Consider the following 17,687-nt stretch of genomic DNA (forward strand, 5'->3'; position numbering starts at 1 on the left):
GGGCCGGCTAGGCCAGCTGGGACTCCGCGGAGGCCAGCAGCTCGACCACGCGGGTGCCGAAGGCCGCGTCGATCTGGTGCGACTCACCGGACTCGGCCGCAGCGACCAGCTCCGACGCGGCGATCGCGAAGGCGTCGACCGACGAGGTCTCCGTCGGCGGCAGCAGCGCCGTACCGGTCTCGCCCCAGATGCCGGTCTCGAAGTTGCTGCCGGCCGGTGGCGCGGACAGCGACAAGCTCGCCGTACTGGTCGCGCCGGACTCGTGGGTCAGCACCAGGTGGACCAGATCGCCCTCGCCTCCGGCAGCCTGCAGCGACTCGATCGGCCCGAGCATGGCGCTCAGGTTGGACAGTGCGTGCGGCCCGACGTCCCAGAGCGCTCCGCGCTGCTCGCGACGCCACTTGGACTCGCTGTACGGATTGCCAGGCGCGTCCAGCGACGCGAGCATCCGGGCCCAGCCCCCCTTCCAGCCGCCGCGCTCGCGCACCTCGGCGAAGAACGACCGCAGCTCCGGCTGGAACCGCCCGGTGAAGAAGACCACCGACGCGATGCCTTCGTTGGCCACCTCGTCGGCCAGCGCCCGGGCGTCGTCCAGCGAGTCCGCCACCGGCTTGTCCAGCAGCAGGTGCTTGCCAACAGCCGCCGCCTCCAGCGCCATCGTGGCCTGCACGCGCGGCGGTACGGCGAAGGCCACCGCATCGACGACCTCGAGTAACTCTGCGTAGTCGTCGTACCCGGTCGTCCCGAGGTCTGTAGCCAACGCGTTCGCGCGGCCGGCGTCGCGTCCCCAGACGCCCACCAGCTCGACGCCTTCGGTGGCCCGCAGACCGGGTCCGTGCGTCCGCCGGGCCCAGGGACCGGTGCCGACCAAGCCGAACCGCATGCTGTTCTCCCTTTCGAGACCCGCCCGGCTCGGGCAGCGGTCTGGTGACGAGCCGATATCGCTTTGGCCACGACCCTAACCGTGGACCCCGGATCGGTCGGTCCGGGGTACTTCGGAGTGCCAGACTCCATAACCATGGACCTGCGCGACCAGTGGAATCGCCTGCTGCCGCACGCGCAGCCGCTGGGCGAAGACCTGCTGGCTCGTTACGCAGAGTCGCATCGCCACTATCACGACCAGCGGCACCTGTCCGAGATGCTCACCACGATCGACGAGCTGGCCGCCGTGGCCGACGACGCCGACGCGGTCCGGCTGGCCGCCTGGTTCCACGACGCGATCTACGACCCGCAGGCCGAGCCCGGCGAGAACGAAGAGGTCTCGGCGCAGCTGGCCGAGCTCGAGCTGGCGGCGTACGGCGTGGACGCGGAGAAGGTCGGCGAGATCGGCCGGCTGATCCGGCTGACCGCCCGGCACGACTGCGAGCCCGACGACGCCAACGGCGCGGTGCTCTGCGACGCCGACCTGCGCATCCTCAGCCTGGACGCCGAGCGGTACGACGAGTACGCGGTCGGGATCCGGGCCGAGTACGAGCACATCGCCGACCGGGACTTCGCCCGCGGCCGGATGACCTTCCTGCAGAACCTGGCCGAGACCCCGCTCTACGCGACCAGCCACGGCCGCGAGCACTGGGAGAAGGCCGCCCACGCGAACCTCGACCGCGAGGTCACCCGCTGGGCGCCCAAGGCGGCCCGGCCGATCTCCGGTCTGATCCCGATGGTCTACCTGGGGGCAGCGCTCGGGGTGGTGATCGCCGCCTCGGTCCTGCTCGGCCGTGGCCTCGGCGCCGCCGCCCACTGGCCGGTCGCCCCGGACGAGTCCACCGGCTTCCCGGTCTGGGCACCGATCGCCGGTACGGCGGTCGCGGCCGGACTGGCCTGCGCCTGGTTCCGGCGGGCCCAGCCGAAGCTGATCACGATCCCGGCGATCGTCTTCTGCGCTGTCGGCGTCGCCGCCATCGGCGTCTGCTGGTGGCGCTGGCCGGCCACCGCACCCGGTGCCGCGATGAGCGAGCGCTGGCCGTACCTGATGCTCGCCTCGGTCGCTCTGCTGATCGCCGGAGCCCTGCTGGCTCTGGCCCGGCGCCTCCGACTGGCTCCGCCGTACGCCGTGGCTCCGCCGCGAGCACTGGGCCTCGGCGTGACCGTCGTCTGCGCCGGCGTGCTCGCCTGGATCATGGTGTCCGCCGGTGAGCCCTTCGTGCAGGCCCGGCTGGAGACGGCGAACACGGTGAGCACCACCGCGACCATGCCGGCCGGCGTACTGCCGGTGCAGCTCGACGGCGAGCTCGCCTGGAGCCGGGAGGTCCCGGCCACCGGTGCGATCGCCGGGACCGTCGGTGGGGTCGCCGAGCTCCGTCCGGACGGTGTGGTGATGTCCGACGCGACCACTGGGCAGATCCGCTGGCGCTACTCCCGGGCCGACGTCGTCGACGCCGCCTCCAACGGCTCCCGCGGCCTCCTGGTCTCCAGCGACGGCCGGACGATCGCCGCCCACCTCCCGTACGGCAGTAACCGCGCACCCAGCGGGATCGACCTGCCGACGTACGCCGTACTGGATGCTGACACCGGCGACGTCCTCACCGAGGTCCACACCGACGGGACCGCACTGGCCGTCGACAGGAATCAGCTGCTCGTCGCCGAGGGCAAGTACGTCGTGGCGCACGGCGTGAGCAACCCGACCCACTGGCGGACCAGACTGCAGTGCGCGGTGACGCAGGGCGTGCTGCTGGCCGACCAAGCCGTGGTGGTCGACGCCTGCGGCGGCAACGGCGCGGAGGTTCGCGGCCTCGACCTGAGCAACGGCGAGCTGAAGTGGGACGTCGACCTGGGCATCCAGTTCGAGCTGAGCGCCGAGCTGGACCCGTCCACCTGGATCGGCGACCTGGTCGCCGTACCGGACACCCGCGAGGTCTCCGGCCTGGTCTGGACCAGCGACGCCGGCGGGACCCTGCACCAGTGGTCGGTCGACGTCGGCGAGGGCCGGATGCTGTGGACCACGCCAGTGCCCGGTACGCCGAGGCCACGGCTCGGTACGGCGTCCTGCGACGCGCAGCTCGCCGCGACCCACACCACGATCGTCCTGGTGACCTGCAGGACCAGCACCGAGCCCGGTGAGCCGCAGACGTACGACGTGTCGGCCGCGAGCCCAGCGGACGGTACGCCGCAGTGGCACCACCTGCTGGAGGTCCCGCCGAAGCTGCAGCACCCGTCGTTCCCCCGGGACGGCTTCGGCCTGCTGCCGGACGGCCGCGTGGTCACACTGATGCCGCAGGCGAACGGCGTCTGCTCCCCGGTCATGGTCGGCACCACCGGTGTCCAGCCCTGGCCGATCGTCGCCAGCCCCGACGCAGCCAAGGCCTCCGAGCGCGACAAGGTCACCTGCGACAAGCCCGCCGTCGCTGTCGCGGGCGGTCGCCCGATCTTCAGCGACGGCGTCCGCCTCTTCGCCATGAACTGATGAACGCGGCGGCTGTTGTCGACGCGCTCGGGTCACACGCGGACCCGGCGGCGCACCCCCAGCGCCACTACCACGGCGACGGCGGCGTGCTCGGGGTCCGGATGGGCACGGTGTTCGAGGTCGCGAAGAGCTTCACCGAGCTGCCGCTGAGCGAGGTGGACCGGCTGCTCGACTTCGCGCCGTACGAGCCGCGGATGGCGGCGTTCTGCGTGCTCGACTTCAAGGCCCGCAAGGCGAGACTGCCGGCGGACGAGCGCGCGGCGGCGTACGAGTTGTATCTGCGTCGGCACGACCGAATCGACGCCTGGGACATGGTCGACCGGTCGGCGCCGCGCGTCGTCGGCGGCTACTTGCTCGATCGGCCGCGGGATCCGCTGTTCGAGCTGGCGCGGTCCGAGGACCCGTTGCGTCGTCGTACGGCGATGACCGCGCCGCTCGGCTTCGTCGGCTCGGGGCGGCCGCAGGACCTCGCCGATGTGTTCGCGCTGGCCTTGATCCTCGCCGGTGACACCGATCCGGTGGTCTCCAAACCGGTCGGGATCGCCTTGAAGTACGCGGGTCTGCGGGACGAGTCAGCACTGCTGGGGTTCCTCGACCAGCACGCTCAGGTCCTTCAGCGACCTGCGCTCCGGTACGCCGTGGAGAAGCTCGATGCGGGCGTACGCAAGGCCTATCTCGCCTAGGGAATTCCTTTGCCCCCGGCACGGTTGATCCCTATCGTGATGACCATGTTCCGCGCGGATTCTGCTGCGTACCTGTCGGCCCTGGGCCTGACGGGCGCTGTCGCGTGGACTCTGGCGTCAGCGGATTCAGATCTGTGCACCGGCGCGCGAAGCCGACCCTCCTCCTGCTGAAGCAGGACCCGCGGAGGAGGGTGGCACGGCAACCGGCCCCCTCCCTCGCAGCACTTCTTGCTGTGCGGTGAAGTCGTGGCCGGGGGTCCTGGCTCTCGTCGAATCTTCTGACCAGCAAGGGGAAACTTCATCATGGCCAAGAGCCAGTTCGTGCGGACCAAGCCGCACCTGAACATCGGAACCATGGGTCACGTCGACCATGGCAAGACCACGCTGACCGCCGCGATCACCAAGGTGCTCGCCGAGCGCGACCCGAGCCTGAACTCGTTCGTCGCCTTCGACGGGATCGACCGGGCGCCCGAGGAGGTCCAGCGCGGGATCACCATCAACATCTCGCACGTCGAGTACGAGACCGCCACCCGGCACTACGCGCACGTGGACATGCCGGGCCACGCCGACTACGTGAAGAACATGATCACCGGTGCCGCCCAGGTGGACGCCGCGATCCTGGTCGTGTCGGCGCAGGACGGCGCCATGCCGCAGACCCGTGAGCACGTGCTGCTCGCGCAACGCGTCGGGGTTCCGTACCTGGTGGTCGCGCTGAACAAGGCGGACGCCGTCGACGACCCCGAACTGCTCGACCTGGTCGAGCTGGAGGTCCGGGAGCTGCTGTCGGAGTACGGCTTCCCGGGCGACGAGGTGCCGGTGGTGCGCGTCTCCGGACTGCGTGCTCTCGAGGGCGACCCGCACTGGTCGGCCTCGGTGGGCGAGCTGCTGGACGCCGTCGACAGCTACGTGCCGACACCGGACCGTGAGCTGGGCGAGCCGTTCCTGATGCCGATCGAGAACGTGCTCACCATCAGCGGTCGCGGCACCGTCGTCACCGGCGCCGTCGAGCGCGGCGCGCTGAAGATCGGCGAGGCCGTCGAGGTGGTCGGGCTCGGTCCGACGGTCGTCAGTACGGCGATCGGCATGGAGACGTTCGGCAAGTCGCTGGAGTCCGCGGAGGCGGGCGACAACGCGGCGATCCTGCTGCGTGGCGTGAAGCGCGACGAGGTCCGTCGCGGTCAGGTCGTCGCCCTGCCAGGCAGTGTGACGCCGCACCGGAAGTTCCGGGCGACGCTGCACGCGCTGTCGACCGCCGAGGGCGGCCGGCACAGCCCGTTCGGCGCGGAGTACCGGCCGCAGTTCTACATCCGGACCACCGACGTGGACGGTGGCATCGACCTGGGCGAGATCGCCCTGGTGATGCCCGGTGACACGATCGAGCTGGGTGTCGAGCTGGCCAAGCCGGTCGCGCTGAACGTCGGCCTCGGCTTCGCCGTCCGCGAGGGCGGCCACACCGTCGCCGCCGGCACAGTCACCGAACTGCTCGATTGAAGAGAGGGTGCCTCGGGCTAGCCGCCCGGGGCACCTTTTCGGTTGTCCTCCGCCGCCCCAAGTAGTTGCGGCGAAGCAGTCACGGCTCCCGACTCGACTGCTCCGACTTCCTGTGTCTGAGCCCCGACTCGATCAGCCGCCGAACCAGCACCCGGCTGGCGACCGGCGTAGCACCCGCGGCCACCATGTCGTCGTACTTGTCCGACGGGACGTCGTAGTGATCGCGGTCGAACCCCCGCGCAGGGATGCCGACCTTGCGGGCGAACGCGTGCAGTTCGTCGTACGACTCGTCGCTGACCAGGTGCGACCAGACCCGGTCCCAGCCCGGCCAGACCGGTGGGTCGATCAGGATCACGCGGTCGTCTCCTTGGCGTCCTGGGCGTCGAGCAGGTTGCGCCACGCCTTCACGAAGCGCGAGTTCACGTACGCCTTCGTCCACGAGCCGTCTTGCCGCACCGACGACCCGACGTGGAACCTGCGCACACCGGCTTGGTAGAGCCACGGCACATGCTCCGGCTGCAGCGAGCCGCCCGCCATCATCACCCCGGCCACCGACGGATCGGCCTTGGCCAACGCGGTCAGCTCATCCAGCCCGTGCCGTACGCCGAGCGAAGAGCCCGCGGTCAGCACCGTGTCGAGCCCCGGCAACGTCCGCAGCGCCCGCCAGGCAGGCCGCTGCTCCAGCACGTTGTCGATCGCCCGGTGGAACGTCCACGGCGTACCGGTGAACGTACTGACCAGCGCAGCCGTCGACTCGACGTCGACCTCGTTGTCCGCCGTCAGAAACCCCAGCACGAACCCGTCCGCGCCGGCACCGAGGTACGACTGAGCCATCGCGGTCAGCCTGTTCAGCTCCGCGCCACTCACCGCGAACGAGTCACTCAACCGCAACATCACCCGCAACGGCAGATCCGTCACCCGCCGAATCGCGCTCACCGTCGACACCGACGGACTCAACCCGTCCGCCTCCATCGACGCGCACAACTCCAGCCGGTCCGCCCCACCCTCCTGAGCCGCCTCCGCATCCGCCGGATGCAACGCGATCACCTCGAGCAACGACCCCATGGACACCATCATCCAGGACAGCCGCGGGGAATTAGCTGTTGCACTACCCACGGGTCTTCTGTATCGTTTTTCTAGAACGATACAGAAGATCGATGCAGAAGGGTGTGGGAGATGTCGCCGGGAGTGACACTGAAGACCGTGGCGCAGGCCGTCGGGGTGTCGCCGTCGACTGTCTCGAACGCCTACAACAAGCCGGACCAGCTGTCGGCCGCGTTGCGGGAGCGGATCCTCAGCACGGCGCAGGAGCTGGGGTACGCCGGGCCGGATGCTTCGGCGCGGGCGTTGCGGAGCGGGAAGGCGGGGGCGGTCGGGGTGCTGTTCACCGACAAGCTCGCCTACGCGTTCTCGGACCCGTACGCCGTGGGCTTCCTGGCCGGGCTCGCCGAGGTGGCCGAGGAGTTCGCGACCAGCTTGCTGCTGATGCCGCTGAGCTCGTCGGACATCCAGGGCGGGACGAACGCCGTGCAGCAGGCGGCGATCGACGCGGCGGCGATCTTCTGCGTCGCGGGCGGGCACCCCGCGCTGGACATCCTGCGGCAGCGGGGCGTCGCGATGGTGTCGACCGATCGGGGTGACCACCCGGACCTGTCGTGGGTCGCGATCGACGAGGTCGAGGCCGCGGCGAAGCTCGGCAAGCACCTGGCGCGACTCGGGCACCGCGACATCGTCGTACTGGTCGACAACGCCGAGGCGGCCGGGACGCGGGCGGTCGAGATGACGCTTGACGAGGTCGGGTACACCGACTGCGAGCTGCGGATCCGCGGCCTGCAGAAGGAGATGCCGGACGCGCGGATCCGGCTGGTCTCGGGCGGGCACAACGCGTTCAGCTCCGGGGTGATCGGGGCCGAGTGGGTGCTCGACTCGCAGGAGCGGCCGACCGCGATCGTCGGGCTGAGCGACGTACTGGCGCTCGGTGCGATGGAGGCGATGAAGGCCCGCGGACTGGTGCCCGGACGGGACCTGACCGTGGCCGGCTTCGACGACATCCCGCAGGCCGAGACGGCCGGGCTGACGACGATCCGCCAGCCGATCAAGGACAAGGGCCGGGCGGTCGGGCGCGTGCTGCTCGATCCGTCGGTCGAAGAGCGCCAGATCCTGCTGCCGACCGAACTGGTCGTTCGCGCCAGCAGCGGGCCCGCTCCGCGCAACTGAACCTCACCCCCACCTGATCCACCGACGGCCGATCGGCCGCCGGACACTCCACCACGCTCTTTCGAAGGGAGCACATCATGTTCATCGCCGGAAACACCGCCGTGGAGAACGCGCGGTCGCTGTCCCAGTCCGCCCTTCCCGACGCTCCCCAGCAGCCCCACGAGCCGCGCCGCGCCTTCAACCTGCGCAGCCGCTTCGTCGCCGTACTCCGTACGGCGGCCGACCGCGAACTCCGCCTCGCCAACCGCCTCGACCCCCACTGCGAGCCGGTCACCCACTGACCCTCCACGCCGGCCAGCCCGGTCCCCCGCCCCACATCCGACCCCGACGTCCATTTGGTGGGTCAACCCGTCAAAGACCCCGTTGGCCTACCGAATTCCGGTGGGCCAACGGGCAACTTCATGGGTTGACCCACCAAATGCCCTCAGGGCGAAGGGGATGGCGGGTTGATGGGTTTGGCCTTGGTGGTTGGGGATGTCGGGAGGGCGTGAGCTGTGGACTTCGGTTTGTCGGTGGGGTCTGGCACTCTGAAGGGCGATGAGTGAGCCGAGGATCCTGCTGACCGCTCGCGCGCTGGTGCTTCACGACCTGGCCGCGCGGGGATTCGACGACGCCGCGATGGTGTCCGCGCTCGAGGACGCGGTCGCCGAGCGGCAGTGGTGGCTCGACCAGTGGCCGGACGGCGCCGAGCACATCGCCGGCCTGGTCGCGCAGGACGTGCAGGACCGGCTCACCGACTCCGGTGTCCGCTGGCCGCGCTGCACCGCCTGCGACGACCTCAACGATCACGAGCTCCGGATCGAACCAGAGCTCGGCCCCGACCCGCACTGGGTCTGCGAAAGAGCGGGCATCTCGGTCTCTCGACTAGGTCAGCTCACCTAGCAGCTCAGCGCGTCCACTCCGGCATGTGCTGGGCCAGGTAGCGACTCCCGTACGAACCGTGCGGCAGGATCTCCCGGATCCGATCCAGATCGGCCGAGGTCAGCTCCACCGCGACAGCCCCGGCGTTCTCCTCGACCCGCCCGACCTTGCGCGTCCCCGGGATCGGCACGATGTCGTCGCCCTGCGCCAGCAACCACGCCAGCGCCAGCTGCGTCACCGTGATCCCCTTGCTCTGCGCGAACGCCTTCAACTCCCCCACCGCGGCGACGTTCGCGTCGTAGTTCTTGCCCTGCCACCGATCGTCGAACCGCCGCATGTCCGACTCCGGGTACTCACCGGCCGGCCGCACGTCGCCGGTCAGGAACCCACGCCCGAGCGGCGAGTACGGCACGAACCCGATCCCGAGCTCCCGTACGACGGGCAGCACGGTGTCCTCGACCATCCGCTCGAACAGCGAGTACTCGGTCTGCAGCACCGACACCGGCTGCACCGCGTGCGCGCGCCGGATCGTCTCCGGCCCGGCCTCGCTGAGCCCGAAGTACCGGACCTTGCCCGCCTGGATCAGCTCGCCGACGACCCCGGCGACCTCCTCGATCGGCACCTCCGGGTCGGGCCGGTGCTGGTAGAAGACGTCCAGGTAGTCGGTGCCGAGGTATCGCAGGCTGTTCTCCGCGACCTGCCGGATGTTCTCCGGCCGGCTGTTCAGCACCTCGCCCTCCCACTGGTTCTTCGTCATGTCGAAGCCGAACTTGGTGGCCAGCACCACCTCGTCGCGGAAGCCCTTCACCCCCTCCCCGAGCAGCTGCTCGTTGCTGCCGGTCCCGTTGCCGTACAGCTCGGCGGTGTCGAAGAAGGTGATCCCGAGCTCGTACGCCCGCCGGATCGTGGCCAGGCCACCTTCGGGGTCGGCGTCGCCGTACGCCATCGTCATGCCCATCGTGCCGAGCCCCAGGGCGGAGACGGTCAGGCCCTGCCGGCCCAGTGTGCGCTGCTGCATGTCACTGCTCCTCATCCAGAAACAAACCAGTTGGTTTCTCGACCATAGAGCCGCTCTCCGCGAAAAGCAAACGAACCAGTTTGTTTTTGCTAGACTCGACCCCATGGGAGACGGACAGGCCACCAGGCGGCGCATCCTCGAGGCCGCCACCGCGGAGTTCGCCGAGCACGGCATCGCCGGCGCGCGGGTCGACCGGATCGCGGCGAACGCGAAGGCGAACAAGGCGCAGCTCTACGCCTACTACGGCAACAAGGACGCCCTGTTCGACGTCGTCCTGGCAGAGCACGTCGGCTCGAACCTCGACCAGGTCCCCCTGACCGCGCATGACCTGCCCGGGTACGCCGTACGCCTGTACGACGCCTACGTCGCACACCCCGAGCTGACCCGGCTGGCGACGTGGTCGCGGCTCGAGCGGACGCCGACCGGCGATCTGTTCGGCGCCTGGGAGGGCCACGACAAGGACAAACTGGCCGCGATCGAGACGGCTCAGCGCGACGGCCACGTCGTCGCCGACCTGACTCCGCTCGACGTGCACGCGCTGCTCATCTCGCTCTCGACCACCTGGGCCGCCGCGAGCCTCACCCACGCAGCCGGCCCGGAGGATCCCGCCGAGGTGCACGACCGTCGCCGAGCAGCCCTGGCCGCGACCGTCCGGAGGGCGCTGACTCCCTAGGGTCGAGCCAGGGATTTACCTGGTGCCGCTACATGTAGACAGGCTACTACTGTGGCGGCATGAAGCTTCTCCGTGCCGTCGCCGTCCTGCACGCTGCCGCCGTCTGCGCGCAGCCGCTGCTCGCCGGCCTCTACCTGAACGGCGAAGGCAGCGCGATCCCCATCCATGAGGCGGTGGGCCTGACCGCCGCCGCGCTCTGCCTGGTTCAGCTGGTGCTGACCTGGCTCACCACTCGGCTGGCCTGGCCGTCGCTGCTGACCGGTGCGGTGCTCGCCGGCGAGGCACTGATGATCCATGCGGGCTACGGCCGGGACCTGGCGGTCCACGTCCCGCTGGGCATGGCAGTCGTTGCGGGCGGCGTCTCGCTCGCCGTCTGGGCAGTACGTCGTACGGCGGTGGCCGCATGAAGCAGGAAGTCTCCAAGCGACCCCGGGTCACGTTGTGGATGCTGCGGATCGTCCTGCTGCTGCACGCCGGGCTGGTGATCGCCCAGCCGGTGCTGGCCGGGTACTTCCTGTCCGGCGAGGCCGACGCGATGGACGCCCACGGACCGATCGGGTCGACGGTGTGGATGGTCGCGATGCTGCAGTTCGTGGTCGCGGTCCTCTACTGGCGACCAGGGCACGGCCGGCTCTGGCCGGCGCTCGTCACGATCCTGCTGTTCCTCGCCGAGATGACCCAGATGGTCTTCGGCTACCTGCAGAACTTCGCCGTCCACGTGCCGCTCGGTACGGCGATCGTCGTCACCGTCGTCGCCCTGACGATCTGGTCCTTCCGTCAGGAGATTGCTCGATGAGGTTGTCCCGCCGCGGGTTCCTGGGAGTAGCCGGCGCCGCCACGCTGGCCGGCTGCGGCCTGGACCCGTCACCCGGTCAGACCGCCGAGCTGCTCACCAGCGCCGTACCGCTGCCGGAGGCCTTCCAGGTCCCGCTGCCGATCCCTCCGGTGAAGCGACCGGTTCGCAGCGACGCCAAGGCCGACTACTACCGCGTCGTACAGCGCAAGACGTCGCTGGAGATCCTGCCTGGGCTGCGGACCGAGGTGCTCGGGTATGACGGGTTGCTGCCCGGGCCGACGTTCGACGTACGGAGTGGGCGGACCAGTGTGGTCGAGCAGGTCAACCAGCTCGACGTACCGACCGTCGTACACCTCCACGGTGGGCACACCCCGGCCAGCAGCGACGGCTGGCCGCTGGACCTGCTGATGCCGAACGGCCAGCACCACGACCACGCAGGGCATCACGGGATGACAGGCGGCGACGTGAAGACCGGCAGCCGGAGCTACACGTTCCCGAACAGCCAGCGGGCCGCCACACTCTGGTACACGACCACCGGATGGACTACACCGCTCCGCAGGTCTACCGCGGGCTGTTCGGCCTGCACCTGATCCGGGACGCCGAAGAGGACGCGCTTCCTTTGCCTGCAGGCGATCGGGAGATCCCGCTGGTGCTGGCGGACCGGTCGTTCAACGAGGACGGGTCGTTCCGCTACCCGGCACTGAAGGACGGGCCGGGCGTGGAGCCGCGGTACATGGAGGGAGTGATCGGCGACGTCCAGCTGGTCAACGGCGCACCCTGGCCGGTGCTGGAGGTGGACACCGCCCGCTACCGCTTCCGCATCCTCAACGCGGCCAACGCGCGCCGGTACGAGCTGGAGCTCGACGGGCCGGCCCGGTTCGTCCAGATCGGCAGCGACGGCGGCCTGCTCGGCGCACCGGTCGAGCACGAGACGCTGGTGATCGCGCCGGCCGAGCGGTTCGACGTCGTCGTCGACTTCTCCCAGTACGCCGTCGGCACGACTGTCACGCTGAAGAACAAACTCGGCACAGGTCGAGCCGCCGAGGTGATGCGATTTGTCGTTGCCCGCAAGGCGGTTGACGACAGCAACGTTCCGGCCAAGCTCTCGTCGTACCGCCAAACACCTGAACCCAAAGGCCTGGTACGGCGCAAGTGGCGCTTCCGCCGCGGCACGGCCGGCGAGCACAAGGGCTGGACCATCAACGGCAGACCCTTCGACCCCGAGGTGATGCAGGCGACGGTGAAACTCGACCAGTACGAGCTGTGGTCGTTCGTTACCGATGTGCACCACCCCGTTCACGTGCACCTGGCGCCCTTCCAGGTCCTCCGTCGCGGTGGAGGCGCGCCCAGCCCGTACGACGCCGGCTGGAAGGACACCGTCGACGTCCGCCCGGCCGAGGTCGTCGACGTTCTGGTCCGCTTCACCGCCCACCAAGGCAAGTACCTGATCCACTGCCACAACCTCGAGCACGAAGACATGGCCATGATGGCCGCCTTCGCTACGGTCGACTGATCAGCCGGTACGCGAGGGCGACCGTCCAGGCGAAGCCGGTCACGACCGCGAGTCGCTGGAACAGCCCGGCGACGTCGACGAACGGCTCGGTCTGCGCGAAGCCGCTGCTGGCCAGCAGGAAGCAGACCACGAAAGCCGTTGCACTGAGCAACGAATAGATCAGCCAACGGCGGCTCCCGCCTCTGGCGAGTACCACCTGGGCCGCGGCCAGAGCGAGGAATCCGGGGAGGGAGAAGCCGTCGTGCAGGGCGCCGCTGGTCGTGTACTCCGGGAGGACAGCGGGCGTGCCGATCGGATACCCGCTGACCGGATCGGTGACGAAGAGTCCGGCGCCGACGAGGGCGATCCCCCAGACGGCGATCAGGACCGCGCCGACTCGGCCTGCGGCTGCTCGCCAGAGGCCGACGGCGAAGGCGATCGTCAACGCGCCGCAGAGCAAGAAGTTGACGGTCTGGGTCCAGCCGGTGGGGCCGAGCGCGAGTGAACTGACCGGGTGCCGGAAGAAGTCGTAGCCGTCACGGGTCCACCCCTCACTCAGGAAGACAGCGACGAACAGCGGGCCGGCGACCAGACCGCAGGCCAGCAACAAGCGGTCCACCCGGGAGCGAGCAGACCGTGGGCGGGCGAGTGTCATCAGCGCTCGCCGCGATTGGCTGACGCTGCGACCTCGGCGCGCAGCGCCGGGCGGTCGACGGCGAGCAGGTCGAGGACGCGGGAAATCCTGCCCAGCTTGGTGTCGAGTACGCCGACGAACATGTGGGCGGCGGTGATTCGACCGCCGCCGAGTTCGGGGGACGCCTCCATGGCGCGCTTCAGGAGTTTGACCGTGGACTCGCCGATGCGGGGTTTGCGGGCGGGGTCTGGCGTTGCCGAGGGCAACTGTGCGACGTCGATCCGGACGCCGGCGACGGCGAGGCTCTGTTCCCACTCGCGATCCAGGGCAGCCCGTACGGCGTCGCGCGTCAGCCCGGCGGCGGCGAGCAGCCGGGCGGTCGCCGTACCGTCCAAAGCGGCCAGCGCCAGCAGGACGTGCTCGGGCTCGATCGTCGACGAACCGTCGTGCTGCGCCTCCTGGCGCGCTCCGCGAACCAGGACCGCGCGGACATCCTTGGCAGCAGTGTTCATCAGCGCCTCCTCAGGGCGACACCCGCGGCGATCAGCCGCTTGGCGTGTTTCTTGTGCACGGCCTGCCGGGTGACCCCCAGCACCTCGGCCACGTCGGACCAGCTCCAGCCGGTCCGCATCGCCTGCTCCACCTGGCTGTCCTCCAGCCGATCGGCCAGCCGCCGCAACGCGACGACCGCCGCCAGCCCGGCACCGGGATCTTCCGGATCCACCAACTCGTCCATCTAAGCAACCTAGGTTGACAGTCCCTGGATGTCAACCGGAGTTGCTAAAACCTCACCCTTGACCTCCGCGAATCCCAGCTCTATATTCAACACATCGGTTGATCAAGGAATTGGTTGATAAAGATGGAGTACGACGAAGCAGCACTCGACCGGGCCTTTCTGGCCCTGGCCGACCCGGTCCGGCGGTCGCTGATCGCCCGGCTGTCCCGCGGTCCGGCGACGGTGAACGAGCTCGCCGAGCCGTTCCCGATCACGCTCCAGGCGGTCTCCCGGCACATCTCCGTGCTGGAGTCCGCCGGGCTGATCACCCGGACCCGCGACGGCCAGCGCCGGCCGTGCCACCTCGCCCCGAGCGCCCTCGAGCAGCTGACCAGCTGGATCGACCAGTACCGACTGACCACCGAGCGCCGGTTCCGCGCAATCGACGCCGTCCTCGAAACCGTGAAGGAGCAGGACCAGTGAGCGACACGATCATCAACGCGCCCGCGAACACCCCGTTCATCGAGGTGCTCCGCGACTTCGACGCCACCCCGGCACAGCTGTTCAAGGTCTCCACCGACCCGAACCTGGTCTCGCAGTGGCTCGGCCCGAACGACCTGCAGATGGAGGTCGTCGAGTACGACGTCCGCCCGGGCGGCCGCTACCGCTACCTCCACCGCGACGCCGACGGCAACGAGTACGCCTTCCGCGGCGTCTTCCACGCGATCGAGCCCGGCGCGATGGTGATCCAGACCTTCGAGTTCGAGAGCTTCCCGGGCGAGGTCAGCCTGGAGAAGGCGACCTACACCGCGACCGAGAAGGGCGTGCAGCTGCGGGTCTGGTCGGTGTTCCCGTCGATCGAGGCCCGCGACGGCATGGTCGCGAGCGGCATGGAACGCGGCCTGAACGAGGGGCTGGACAACCTGACCGCCCTGGTCGCGAAGGAGACCGGCCGATGAGCCCGGTCGTCGTCGACATCACCGTCTCGCTGGACGGGTACGTCACCGGGCCGAACGCCGGCCCGGGCAACGGCCTCGGCGACGACGGCGAGGCGCTGCACGGCTGGGTCTTCGACGGCAACGACGACGACCGGGCCGTGCTCGACCGGAGCTTCGCCGAGACCGGCTCGGTGGTGCAGGGGCGCGGGCTCTTCGACGTGATCGACGCCCCGGACGGCTGGAGCGACGAGATGGGGTACGGCGCGAAGCCCACCGGCGAGGTGAACCCGCCGATCTTCGTCGTCACCCATGAGGCTCCCGCCCAGACCCGGCTCGGCGACCGCTTCACGTTCGTCACCGACCTCGCCGACGCGATCGACCAGGCCCGCAAGGCCGCGGGCGACAAGGAGACGGTGGTGATGGGAGGCGGCGAGATCTGCCACGCGGTCCTCGCGGCCGGCCTGGCCGACGTACTCCGCCTGCACGTTGCGCCCGTCGTACTGGGCGGTGGGACGCGGTTGTACCCAGCGGGCGACGCACCGAGAGTCGACCTGGACCTGACCAGCGCGATCTCGACGCCCCAGGCCCAGCACCTCACGTACGCCGTACGGAAGAAGGAGTGAGCTACTGCGGCTGGGCTGGGTGATCCGCGACGACGGTGCGGCTGCCGGGTTCTACCTCGGTGAAGCCTGCATCCTGTACGACGGGGAGGTTGCTGCGGAGCAACTGCTTCCACTGGGTGGGTGTGGCTGTCCGGACTGCCAGGTGGAAGTCGTCGGCGAGCCAGGCCTTGCGGGCGGTGTCCGACAAGGCCCACCAGGTCAGGTGGGCGGCGTGGCCTACCTGGGCCATGGTCTTGCCGGTGGACATCTCTAGGGTCGGGTTGACCCACAGCGTCGGCACTCCAGGCGACACGGCCGGTAGCTCGTCGTCTTCCAGGTCGGTGCCGGTGACCTGCAACTTCGAGAGGTCCTTCGGTACTTCGTCCAGCGGTACGGGTGGGAAGACTCTGACTTCGGCAGTTCCTCCGGTGATGGTGATCCCCGGGAGCGCCTCCGCTCGGCGCCACTCGATACCTCGCGCCCGGCGTACGACCTTGCGGATGCGGGCGTCCTGCCAGGCGTGCATCGCCTCGGCCCACTCGCCCTCGCCGGTCGAGCGCTCGTCGGCCAGGATCGCCAGTACGGCGCGCGCCGCGGTCTCCAGCGCGTCCGTCTGGGCCGGCCGGTCGTTCTTCTCCACGTGCAGCACCAGCGTCAGCACGTACTCCACATCACTCACCCGCGCGAGTCTGCCAGGCCGCCGTGAACGCTCAGCGGACACCCGGCGCCCAGCCCGCGAGTGCCTCCGATCCGGCCCGAGGCGACAGTTGTAAGGTCGGCGTCATGCGGCAGTACTTGGAGCTCCTCGACCACGTTCTCACCCACGGTGTCGAGAAGGGCGACCGCACCGGCACCGGCACGCTGAGCGTGTTCGGGCACCAGACCCGGTACGACCTGAGCGCGGGATTCCCGGCAGTGACCACCAAGAAGCTGCACCTGAAGTCCGTGGTCGGCGAGCTGATCTGGTTCCTCAGCGGCTCGACGAACGTGAAGTGGATGCAGGAGAACGGCATCTCGATCTGGGACGAGTGGGCCGACGAGAACGGCGAGCTCGGCCCGGTCTACGGCTACCAGTGGCGCTCCTGGCCGACGCCGGACGGCCGGCACGTCGACCAGATCAGCGGCGTGATCGAGGCGATCAAGAAGAACCCGGACTCCCGCCGCCACCTGGTCAGCGCCTGGAACGTGTCGGAGCTGGAGAACATGGCGCTGCCGCCGTGCCACACGATGTTCCAGTTCTACGTCGCCGAGGGGAAGCTGTCCTGCCAGCTGTACCAGCGCTCGGCCGACATCTTTCTGGGCGTCCCGTTCAACATCGCGTCGTACGCGCTGCTGACCCACATGGTCGCGCAGCAGACCGGGCTTGAGGTCGGTGACTTCGTGCACACGCTCGGCGACGCACACCTCTACCTGAACCACCTCGATCAGGCCAAGCTGCAGCTCACCCGCGCACCGCGCCCGCTGCCGACCCTCGAGCTGGCCCGGCGTGAATCGATCAACGACTACGAGATCGCGGACGTCGTCCTGACCGGCTACGACCCGCACCCGGGGATCAAGGCGCCGATCGCGGTATGAGCGTCGTCCTGATCGCGGCCGTCGGCCGCAACGGCGTGATCGGCCGTGACAACGACCTGCCCTGGCGGATCCGCGAGGACCTGCAGCACTTCAAGCAGCTCACCCTCGGCCACACGCTGGTGATGGGCCGCAAGACCTACGACTCCATCGGCCGCCCGCTGCCGGGCCGCCGTACCGTCGTCATCACTCGGCAGCCCGACTGGTCCGCAGAAGGTGTCGAGGTCGTCCACACCATCGACGACGCCCTCAAGCTTGCTGATGGCAACGACATCTACGTGGCCGGCGGCGGCGAGATCTACCGTCTGGCGCTCCCGTACGCCGACCGACTGGAGCTCACCGAGGTCGACCAGGCCCCCGAAGGCGACGTCACCTTCCCCGCGATCGACCCCGCCGCCTGGACCGAGACCGCCCGCGACCCCCGCGAAGGCTTCACGTTCGTCAGCTACCTGCGGTCCTGACCGTTTAGCTGCGCTGACAACGAACCCGCAACGCCTGGCCCCAACGGACCGGGAACCGCGTAGATTGTGTGCGCGTCACGGAGTGTGTGACAGGGGACGCGGGCGCGGGCCCGTGGCAGGCCACCGGAGGGGAA

At 69.5% G+C, this 17,687-nt stretch carries 24 protein-coding genes; 16 read left to right on the forward strand and 8 right to left on the reverse strand.

Going from position 1 to position 17,687, the window contains the following annotated elements; translation table 11 throughout:
• Nucleotides 1–7: 7 nt before the first annotated feature.
• Nucleotides 8–883 carry a Gfo/Idh/MocA family protein gene (locus ACYVIO_RS31330; RefSeq protein ID WP_460654528.1) on the reverse strand — a complete coding sequence of 292 codons (876 nt, stop codon included), beginning with the start codon at nucleotides 881–883 and terminating at the stop codon, nucleotides 8–10.
• A gap of 135 nt (nucleotides 884–1,018) precedes the next feature.
• Here ACYVIO_RS31330 and ACYVIO_RS31335 point away from each other — a divergent pair, with 135 nt between their 5' ends.
• From ACYVIO_RS31335 to tuf, 3 genes are all read left to right on the forward strand, one after another.
• On the forward strand, nucleotides 1,019–3,400 hold the full coding sequence (locus ACYVIO_RS31335) for a hypothetical protein (protein WP_460654529.1): 2,382 nt from the start codon (nucleotides 1,019–1,021) through the stop codon (nucleotides 3,398–3,400).
• Nucleotides 3,400–4,083 carry a DNA alkylation repair protein gene (locus ACYVIO_RS31340; RefSeq protein WP_460654530.1) on the forward strand — a complete coding sequence of 228 codons (684 nt, stop codon included), beginning with the start codon at nucleotides 3,400–3,402 and terminating at the stop codon, nucleotides 4,081–4,083. Before ACYVIO_RS31335 ends, ACYVIO_RS31340 begins: the two co-directional genes overlap by 1 nt.
• A gap of 303 nt (nucleotides 4,084–4,386) precedes the next feature.
• Nucleotides 4,387–5,574, forward strand: a complete 1,188-nt coding sequence (gene tuf, locus ACYVIO_RS31345; protein ID WP_460654531.1) for an elongation factor Tu — start codon at nucleotides 4,387–4,389, stop codon at nucleotides 5,572–5,574.
• A 79-nt stretch (nucleotides 5,575–5,653) separates the two neighbouring features.
• On the opposite strand, the gene ACYVIO_RS31350 is transcribed toward tuf, so the two are convergent.
• Together ACYVIO_RS31350 and ACYVIO_RS31355 are read right to left on the reverse strand one after the other, a co-directional pair.
• On the reverse strand, nucleotides 5,654–5,929 hold the full coding sequence (locus ACYVIO_RS31350; RefSeq protein WP_460654532.1) for a DUF4031 domain-containing protein: 276 nt from the start codon (nucleotides 5,927–5,929) through the stop codon (nucleotides 5,654–5,656).
• Nucleotides 5,926–6,639 carry a copper homeostasis protein CutC gene (locus ACYVIO_RS31355; RefSeq protein ID WP_460654533.1) on the reverse strand — a complete coding sequence of 238 codons (714 nt, stop codon included), beginning with the start codon at nucleotides 6,637–6,639 and terminating at the stop codon, nucleotides 5,926–5,928. The genes ACYVIO_RS31350 and ACYVIO_RS31355 overlap by 4 nt, the downstream gene beginning before the upstream one ends.
• Before the next feature lie 111 nt (nucleotides 6,640–6,750).
• On the opposite strand from ACYVIO_RS31355, the gene ACYVIO_RS31360 reads away from it, so the two are divergent.
• The 3 genes from ACYVIO_RS31360 (at nucleotide 6,751) to ACYVIO_RS31370 (ending at nucleotide 8,673) form a co-directional block, all read left to right on the forward strand.
• Entirely contained in the window at nucleotides 6,751–7,791 is a 1,041-nt protein-coding gene (locus ACYVIO_RS31360; protein WP_460654534.1) for a LacI family DNA-binding transcriptional regulator, read from the forward strand.
• Between the two features lie 77 nt (nucleotides 7,792–7,868).
• Nucleotides 7,869–8,072: a hypothetical protein gene (locus ACYVIO_RS31365; RefSeq protein ID WP_460654535.1), complete on the forward strand. Its 204-nt coding sequence runs from the start codon at nucleotides 7,869–7,871 to the stop codon at nucleotides 8,070–8,072.
• Nucleotides 8,073–8,328: 256 nt separating this feature from the next.
• Nucleotides 8,329–8,673, forward strand: coding sequence for a hypothetical protein (locus ACYVIO_RS31370; protein ID WP_425835023.1), 345 nt, complete (start codon nucleotides 8,329–8,331; stop codon nucleotides 8,671–8,673).
• Nucleotides 8,674–8,677: 4 nt separating this feature from the next.
• On the opposite strand, the gene ACYVIO_RS31375 is transcribed toward ACYVIO_RS31370, so the two are convergent.
• Nucleotides 8,678–9,670 carry an aldo/keto reductase gene (locus ACYVIO_RS31375; protein WP_460654536.1) on the reverse strand — a complete coding sequence of 331 codons (993 nt, stop codon included), beginning with the start codon at nucleotides 9,668–9,670 and terminating at the stop codon, nucleotides 8,678–8,680.
• A gap of 103 nt (nucleotides 9,671–9,773) precedes the next feature.
• Here ACYVIO_RS31375 and ACYVIO_RS31380 point away from each other — a divergent pair, with 103 nt between their 5' ends.
• The 5 genes from ACYVIO_RS31380 to ACYVIO_RS31400 are packed head-to-tail and all read left to right on the forward strand — an operon-like array spanning nucleotide 9,774 to nucleotide 12,652.
• Nucleotides 9,774–10,343, forward strand: coding sequence for a TetR family transcriptional regulator (locus ACYVIO_RS31380; protein ID WP_460654537.1), 570 nt, complete (start codon nucleotides 9,774–9,776; stop codon nucleotides 10,341–10,343).
• A gap of 59 nt (nucleotides 10,344–10,402) precedes the next feature.
• A complete protein-coding gene (locus ACYVIO_RS31385; protein ID WP_460654538.1) occupies nucleotides 10,403–10,750 on the forward strand; it encodes a hypothetical protein in 348 nt (115 codons plus the stop codon).
• Nucleotides 10,747–11,139, forward strand: coding sequence for a hypothetical protein (locus ACYVIO_RS31390; RefSeq protein WP_460654539.1), 393 nt, complete (start codon nucleotides 10,747–10,749; stop codon nucleotides 11,137–11,139). The genes ACYVIO_RS31385 and ACYVIO_RS31390 overlap by 4 nt, the downstream gene beginning before the upstream one ends.
• The gene (locus tag ACYVIO_RS31395; protein WP_460654540.1) at nucleotides 11,136–11,729 is read left to right on the forward strand and encodes a multicopper oxidase domain-containing protein; all 594 of its coding nucleotides are present in this window, start codon (nucleotides 11,136–11,138) and stop codon (nucleotides 11,727–11,729) included. The genes ACYVIO_RS31390 and ACYVIO_RS31395 overlap by 4 nt, the downstream gene beginning before the upstream one ends.
• A complete protein-coding gene (locus tag ACYVIO_RS31400; RefSeq protein ID WP_460654541.1) occupies nucleotides 11,678–12,652 on the forward strand; it encodes a multicopper oxidase family protein in 975 nt (324 codons plus the stop codon). Before ACYVIO_RS31395 ends, ACYVIO_RS31400 begins: the two co-directional genes overlap by 52 nt.
• Here ACYVIO_RS31400 and ACYVIO_RS31405 read toward each other — a convergent pair.
• Genes ACYVIO_RS31405 through ACYVIO_RS31415 form a run of 3 tightly spaced genes read right to left on the reverse strand, consistent with a single transcriptional unit; the run spans nucleotide 12,639 to nucleotide 14,001 of the window.
• A complete protein-coding gene (locus ACYVIO_RS31405) occupies nucleotides 12,639–13,250 on the reverse strand; it encodes a DUF998 domain-containing protein (protein WP_460654542.1) in 612 nt (203 codons plus the stop codon). The genes ACYVIO_RS31400 and ACYVIO_RS31405 overlap by 14 nt on opposite strands.
• A 35-nt stretch (nucleotides 13,251–13,285) precedes the next feature.
• Nucleotides 13,286–13,777: a Clp protease N-terminal domain-containing protein gene (locus ACYVIO_RS31410; RefSeq protein WP_460654543.1), complete on the reverse strand. Its 492-nt coding sequence runs from the start codon at nucleotides 13,775–13,777 to the stop codon at nucleotides 13,286–13,288.
• Entirely contained in the window at nucleotides 13,777–14,001 is a 225-nt protein-coding gene (locus ACYVIO_RS31415) for a hypothetical protein (protein WP_460654544.1), read from the reverse strand. Before ACYVIO_RS31415 ends, ACYVIO_RS31410 begins: the two co-directional genes overlap by 1 nt.
• 123 nt (nucleotides 14,002–14,124) lie before the next feature.
• Between ACYVIO_RS31415 and ACYVIO_RS31420 the strand changes: the two genes are divergently transcribed.
• From ACYVIO_RS31420 to ACYVIO_RS31430, 3 genes are read left to right on the forward strand one after another with little or no spacing between them, the layout of a single operon-like run.
• The gene (locus ACYVIO_RS31420) at nucleotides 14,125–14,463 is read left to right on the forward strand and encodes an ArsR/SmtB family transcription factor (protein ID WP_460654545.1); all 339 of its coding nucleotides are present in this window, start codon (nucleotides 14,125–14,127) and stop codon (nucleotides 14,461–14,463) included.
• Nucleotides 14,460–14,939, forward strand: coding sequence for an SRPBCC family protein (locus ACYVIO_RS31425; RefSeq protein ID WP_460654546.1), 480 nt, complete (start codon nucleotides 14,460–14,462; stop codon nucleotides 14,937–14,939). The genes ACYVIO_RS31420 and ACYVIO_RS31425 overlap by 4 nt, the downstream gene beginning before the upstream one ends.
• Nucleotides 14,936–15,541 carry a dihydrofolate reductase family protein gene (locus ACYVIO_RS31430; protein WP_460654547.1) on the forward strand — a complete coding sequence of 202 codons (606 nt, stop codon included), beginning with the start codon at nucleotides 14,936–14,938 and terminating at the stop codon, nucleotides 15,539–15,541. The genes ACYVIO_RS31425 and ACYVIO_RS31430 overlap by 4 nt, the downstream gene beginning before the upstream one ends.
• A gap of 1 nt (nucleotide 15,542) precedes the next feature.
• On the opposite strand, the gene ACYVIO_RS31435 is transcribed toward ACYVIO_RS31430, so the two are convergent.
• On the reverse strand, nucleotides 15,543–16,199 hold the full coding sequence (locus ACYVIO_RS31435; RefSeq protein WP_460654548.1) for a peptidyl-tRNA hydrolase: 657 nt from the start codon (nucleotides 16,197–16,199) through the stop codon (nucleotides 15,543–15,545).
• Between the two features lie 104 nt (nucleotides 16,200–16,303).
• On the opposite strand from ACYVIO_RS31435, the gene ACYVIO_RS31440 reads away from it, so the two are divergent.
• Nucleotides 16,304–17,095: a thymidylate synthase gene (locus ACYVIO_RS31440; protein ID WP_460654549.1), complete on the forward strand. Its 792-nt coding sequence runs from the start codon at nucleotides 16,304–16,306 to the stop codon at nucleotides 17,093–17,095.
• Nucleotides 17,092–17,553, forward strand: a complete 462-nt coding sequence (locus ACYVIO_RS31445) for a dihydrofolate reductase (RefSeq protein ID WP_460654550.1) — start codon at nucleotides 17,092–17,094, stop codon at nucleotides 17,551–17,553. Before ACYVIO_RS31440 ends, ACYVIO_RS31445 begins: the two co-directional genes overlap by 4 nt.
• The last annotated feature ends 134 nt before the right edge of the window (nucleotides 17,554–17,687 follow it).

This window comes from Kribbella endophytica, from assembly GCF_054781295.1.

What these genes read in the sequence shown, in the direction of transcription:
- ACYVIO_RS31330 (WP_460654528.1), bottom strand. Translation starts at nt 883, where the DNA reads ATGCGGTTCGGCTTGGTCGGCACCGGTCCCTGGGCCCGGCGGACGCAC.
- ACYVIO_RS31335 (WP_460654529.1), top strand. Translation starts at nt 1,019, where the DNA reads ATGGACCTGCGCGACCAGTGGAATCGCCTGCTGCCGCACGCGCAGCCG.
- ACYVIO_RS31340 (WP_460654530.1), top strand. Translation starts at nt 3,400, where the DNA reads ATGAACGCGGCGGCTGTTGTCGACGCGCTCGGGTCACACGCGGACCCG.
- tuf (WP_460654531.1), top strand. Translation starts at nt 4,387, where the DNA reads ATGGCCAAGAGCCAGTTCGTGCGGACCAAGCCGCACCTGAACATCGGA.
- ACYVIO_RS31355 (WP_460654533.1), bottom strand. Translation starts at nt 6,639, where the DNA reads ATGGGGTCGTTGCTCGAGGTGATCGCGTTGCATCCGGCGGATGCGGAG.
- ACYVIO_RS31360 (WP_460654534.1), top strand. Translation starts at nt 6,751, where the DNA reads ATGTCGCCGGGAGTGACACTGAAGACCGTGGCGCAGGCCGTCGGGGTG.
- ACYVIO_RS31365 (WP_460654535.1), top strand. Translation starts at nt 7,869, where the DNA reads ATGTTCATCGCCGGAAACACCGCCGTGGAGAACGCGCGGTCGCTGTCC.
- ACYVIO_RS31370 (WP_425835023.1), top strand. Translation starts at nt 8,329, where the DNA reads ATGAGTGAGCCGAGGATCCTGCTGACCGCTCGCGCGCTGGTGCTTCAC.
- ACYVIO_RS31375 (WP_460654536.1), bottom strand. Translation starts at nt 9,670, where the DNA reads ATGCAGCAGCGCACACTGGGCCGGCAGGGCCTGACCGTCTCCGCCCTG.
- ACYVIO_RS31380 (WP_460654537.1), top strand. Translation starts at nt 9,774, where the DNA reads ATGGGAGACGGACAGGCCACCAGGCGGCGCATCCTCGAGGCCGCCACC.
- ACYVIO_RS31385 (WP_460654538.1), top strand. Translation starts at nt 10,403, where the DNA reads ATGAAGCTTCTCCGTGCCGTCGCCGTCCTGCACGCTGCCGCCGTCTGC.
- ACYVIO_RS31390 (WP_460654539.1), top strand. Translation starts at nt 10,747, where the DNA reads ATGAAGCAGGAAGTCTCCAAGCGACCCCGGGTCACGTTGTGGATGCTG.
- ACYVIO_RS31395 (WP_460654540.1), top strand. Translation starts at nt 11,136, where the DNA reads ATGAGGTTGTCCCGCCGCGGGTTCCTGGGAGTAGCCGGCGCCGCCACG.
- ACYVIO_RS31400 (WP_460654541.1), top strand. Translation starts at nt 11,678, where the DNA reads ATGGACTACACCGCTCCGCAGGTCTACCGCGGGCTGTTCGGCCTGCAC.
- ACYVIO_RS31410 (WP_460654543.1), bottom strand. Translation starts at nt 13,777, where the DNA reads ATGAACACTGCTGCCAAGGATGTCCGCGCGGTCCTGGTTCGCGGAGCG.
- ACYVIO_RS31415 (WP_460654544.1), bottom strand. Translation starts at nt 14,001, where the DNA reads ATGGACGAGTTGGTGGATCCGGAAGATCCCGGTGCCGGGCTGGCGGCG.
- ACYVIO_RS31420 (WP_460654545.1), top strand. Translation starts at nt 14,125, where the DNA reads ATGGAGTACGACGAAGCAGCACTCGACCGGGCCTTTCTGGCCCTGGCC.
- ACYVIO_RS31430 (WP_460654547.1), top strand. Translation starts at nt 14,936, where the DNA reads ATGAGCCCGGTCGTCGTCGACATCACCGTCTCGCTGGACGGGTACGTC.
- ACYVIO_RS31440 (WP_460654549.1), top strand. Translation starts at nt 16,304, where the DNA reads ATGCGGCAGTACTTGGAGCTCCTCGACCACGTTCTCACCCACGGTGTC.
- ACYVIO_RS31445 (WP_460654550.1), top strand. Translation starts at nt 17,092, where the DNA reads ATGAGCGTCGTCCTGATCGCGGCCGTCGGCCGCAACGGCGTGATCGGC.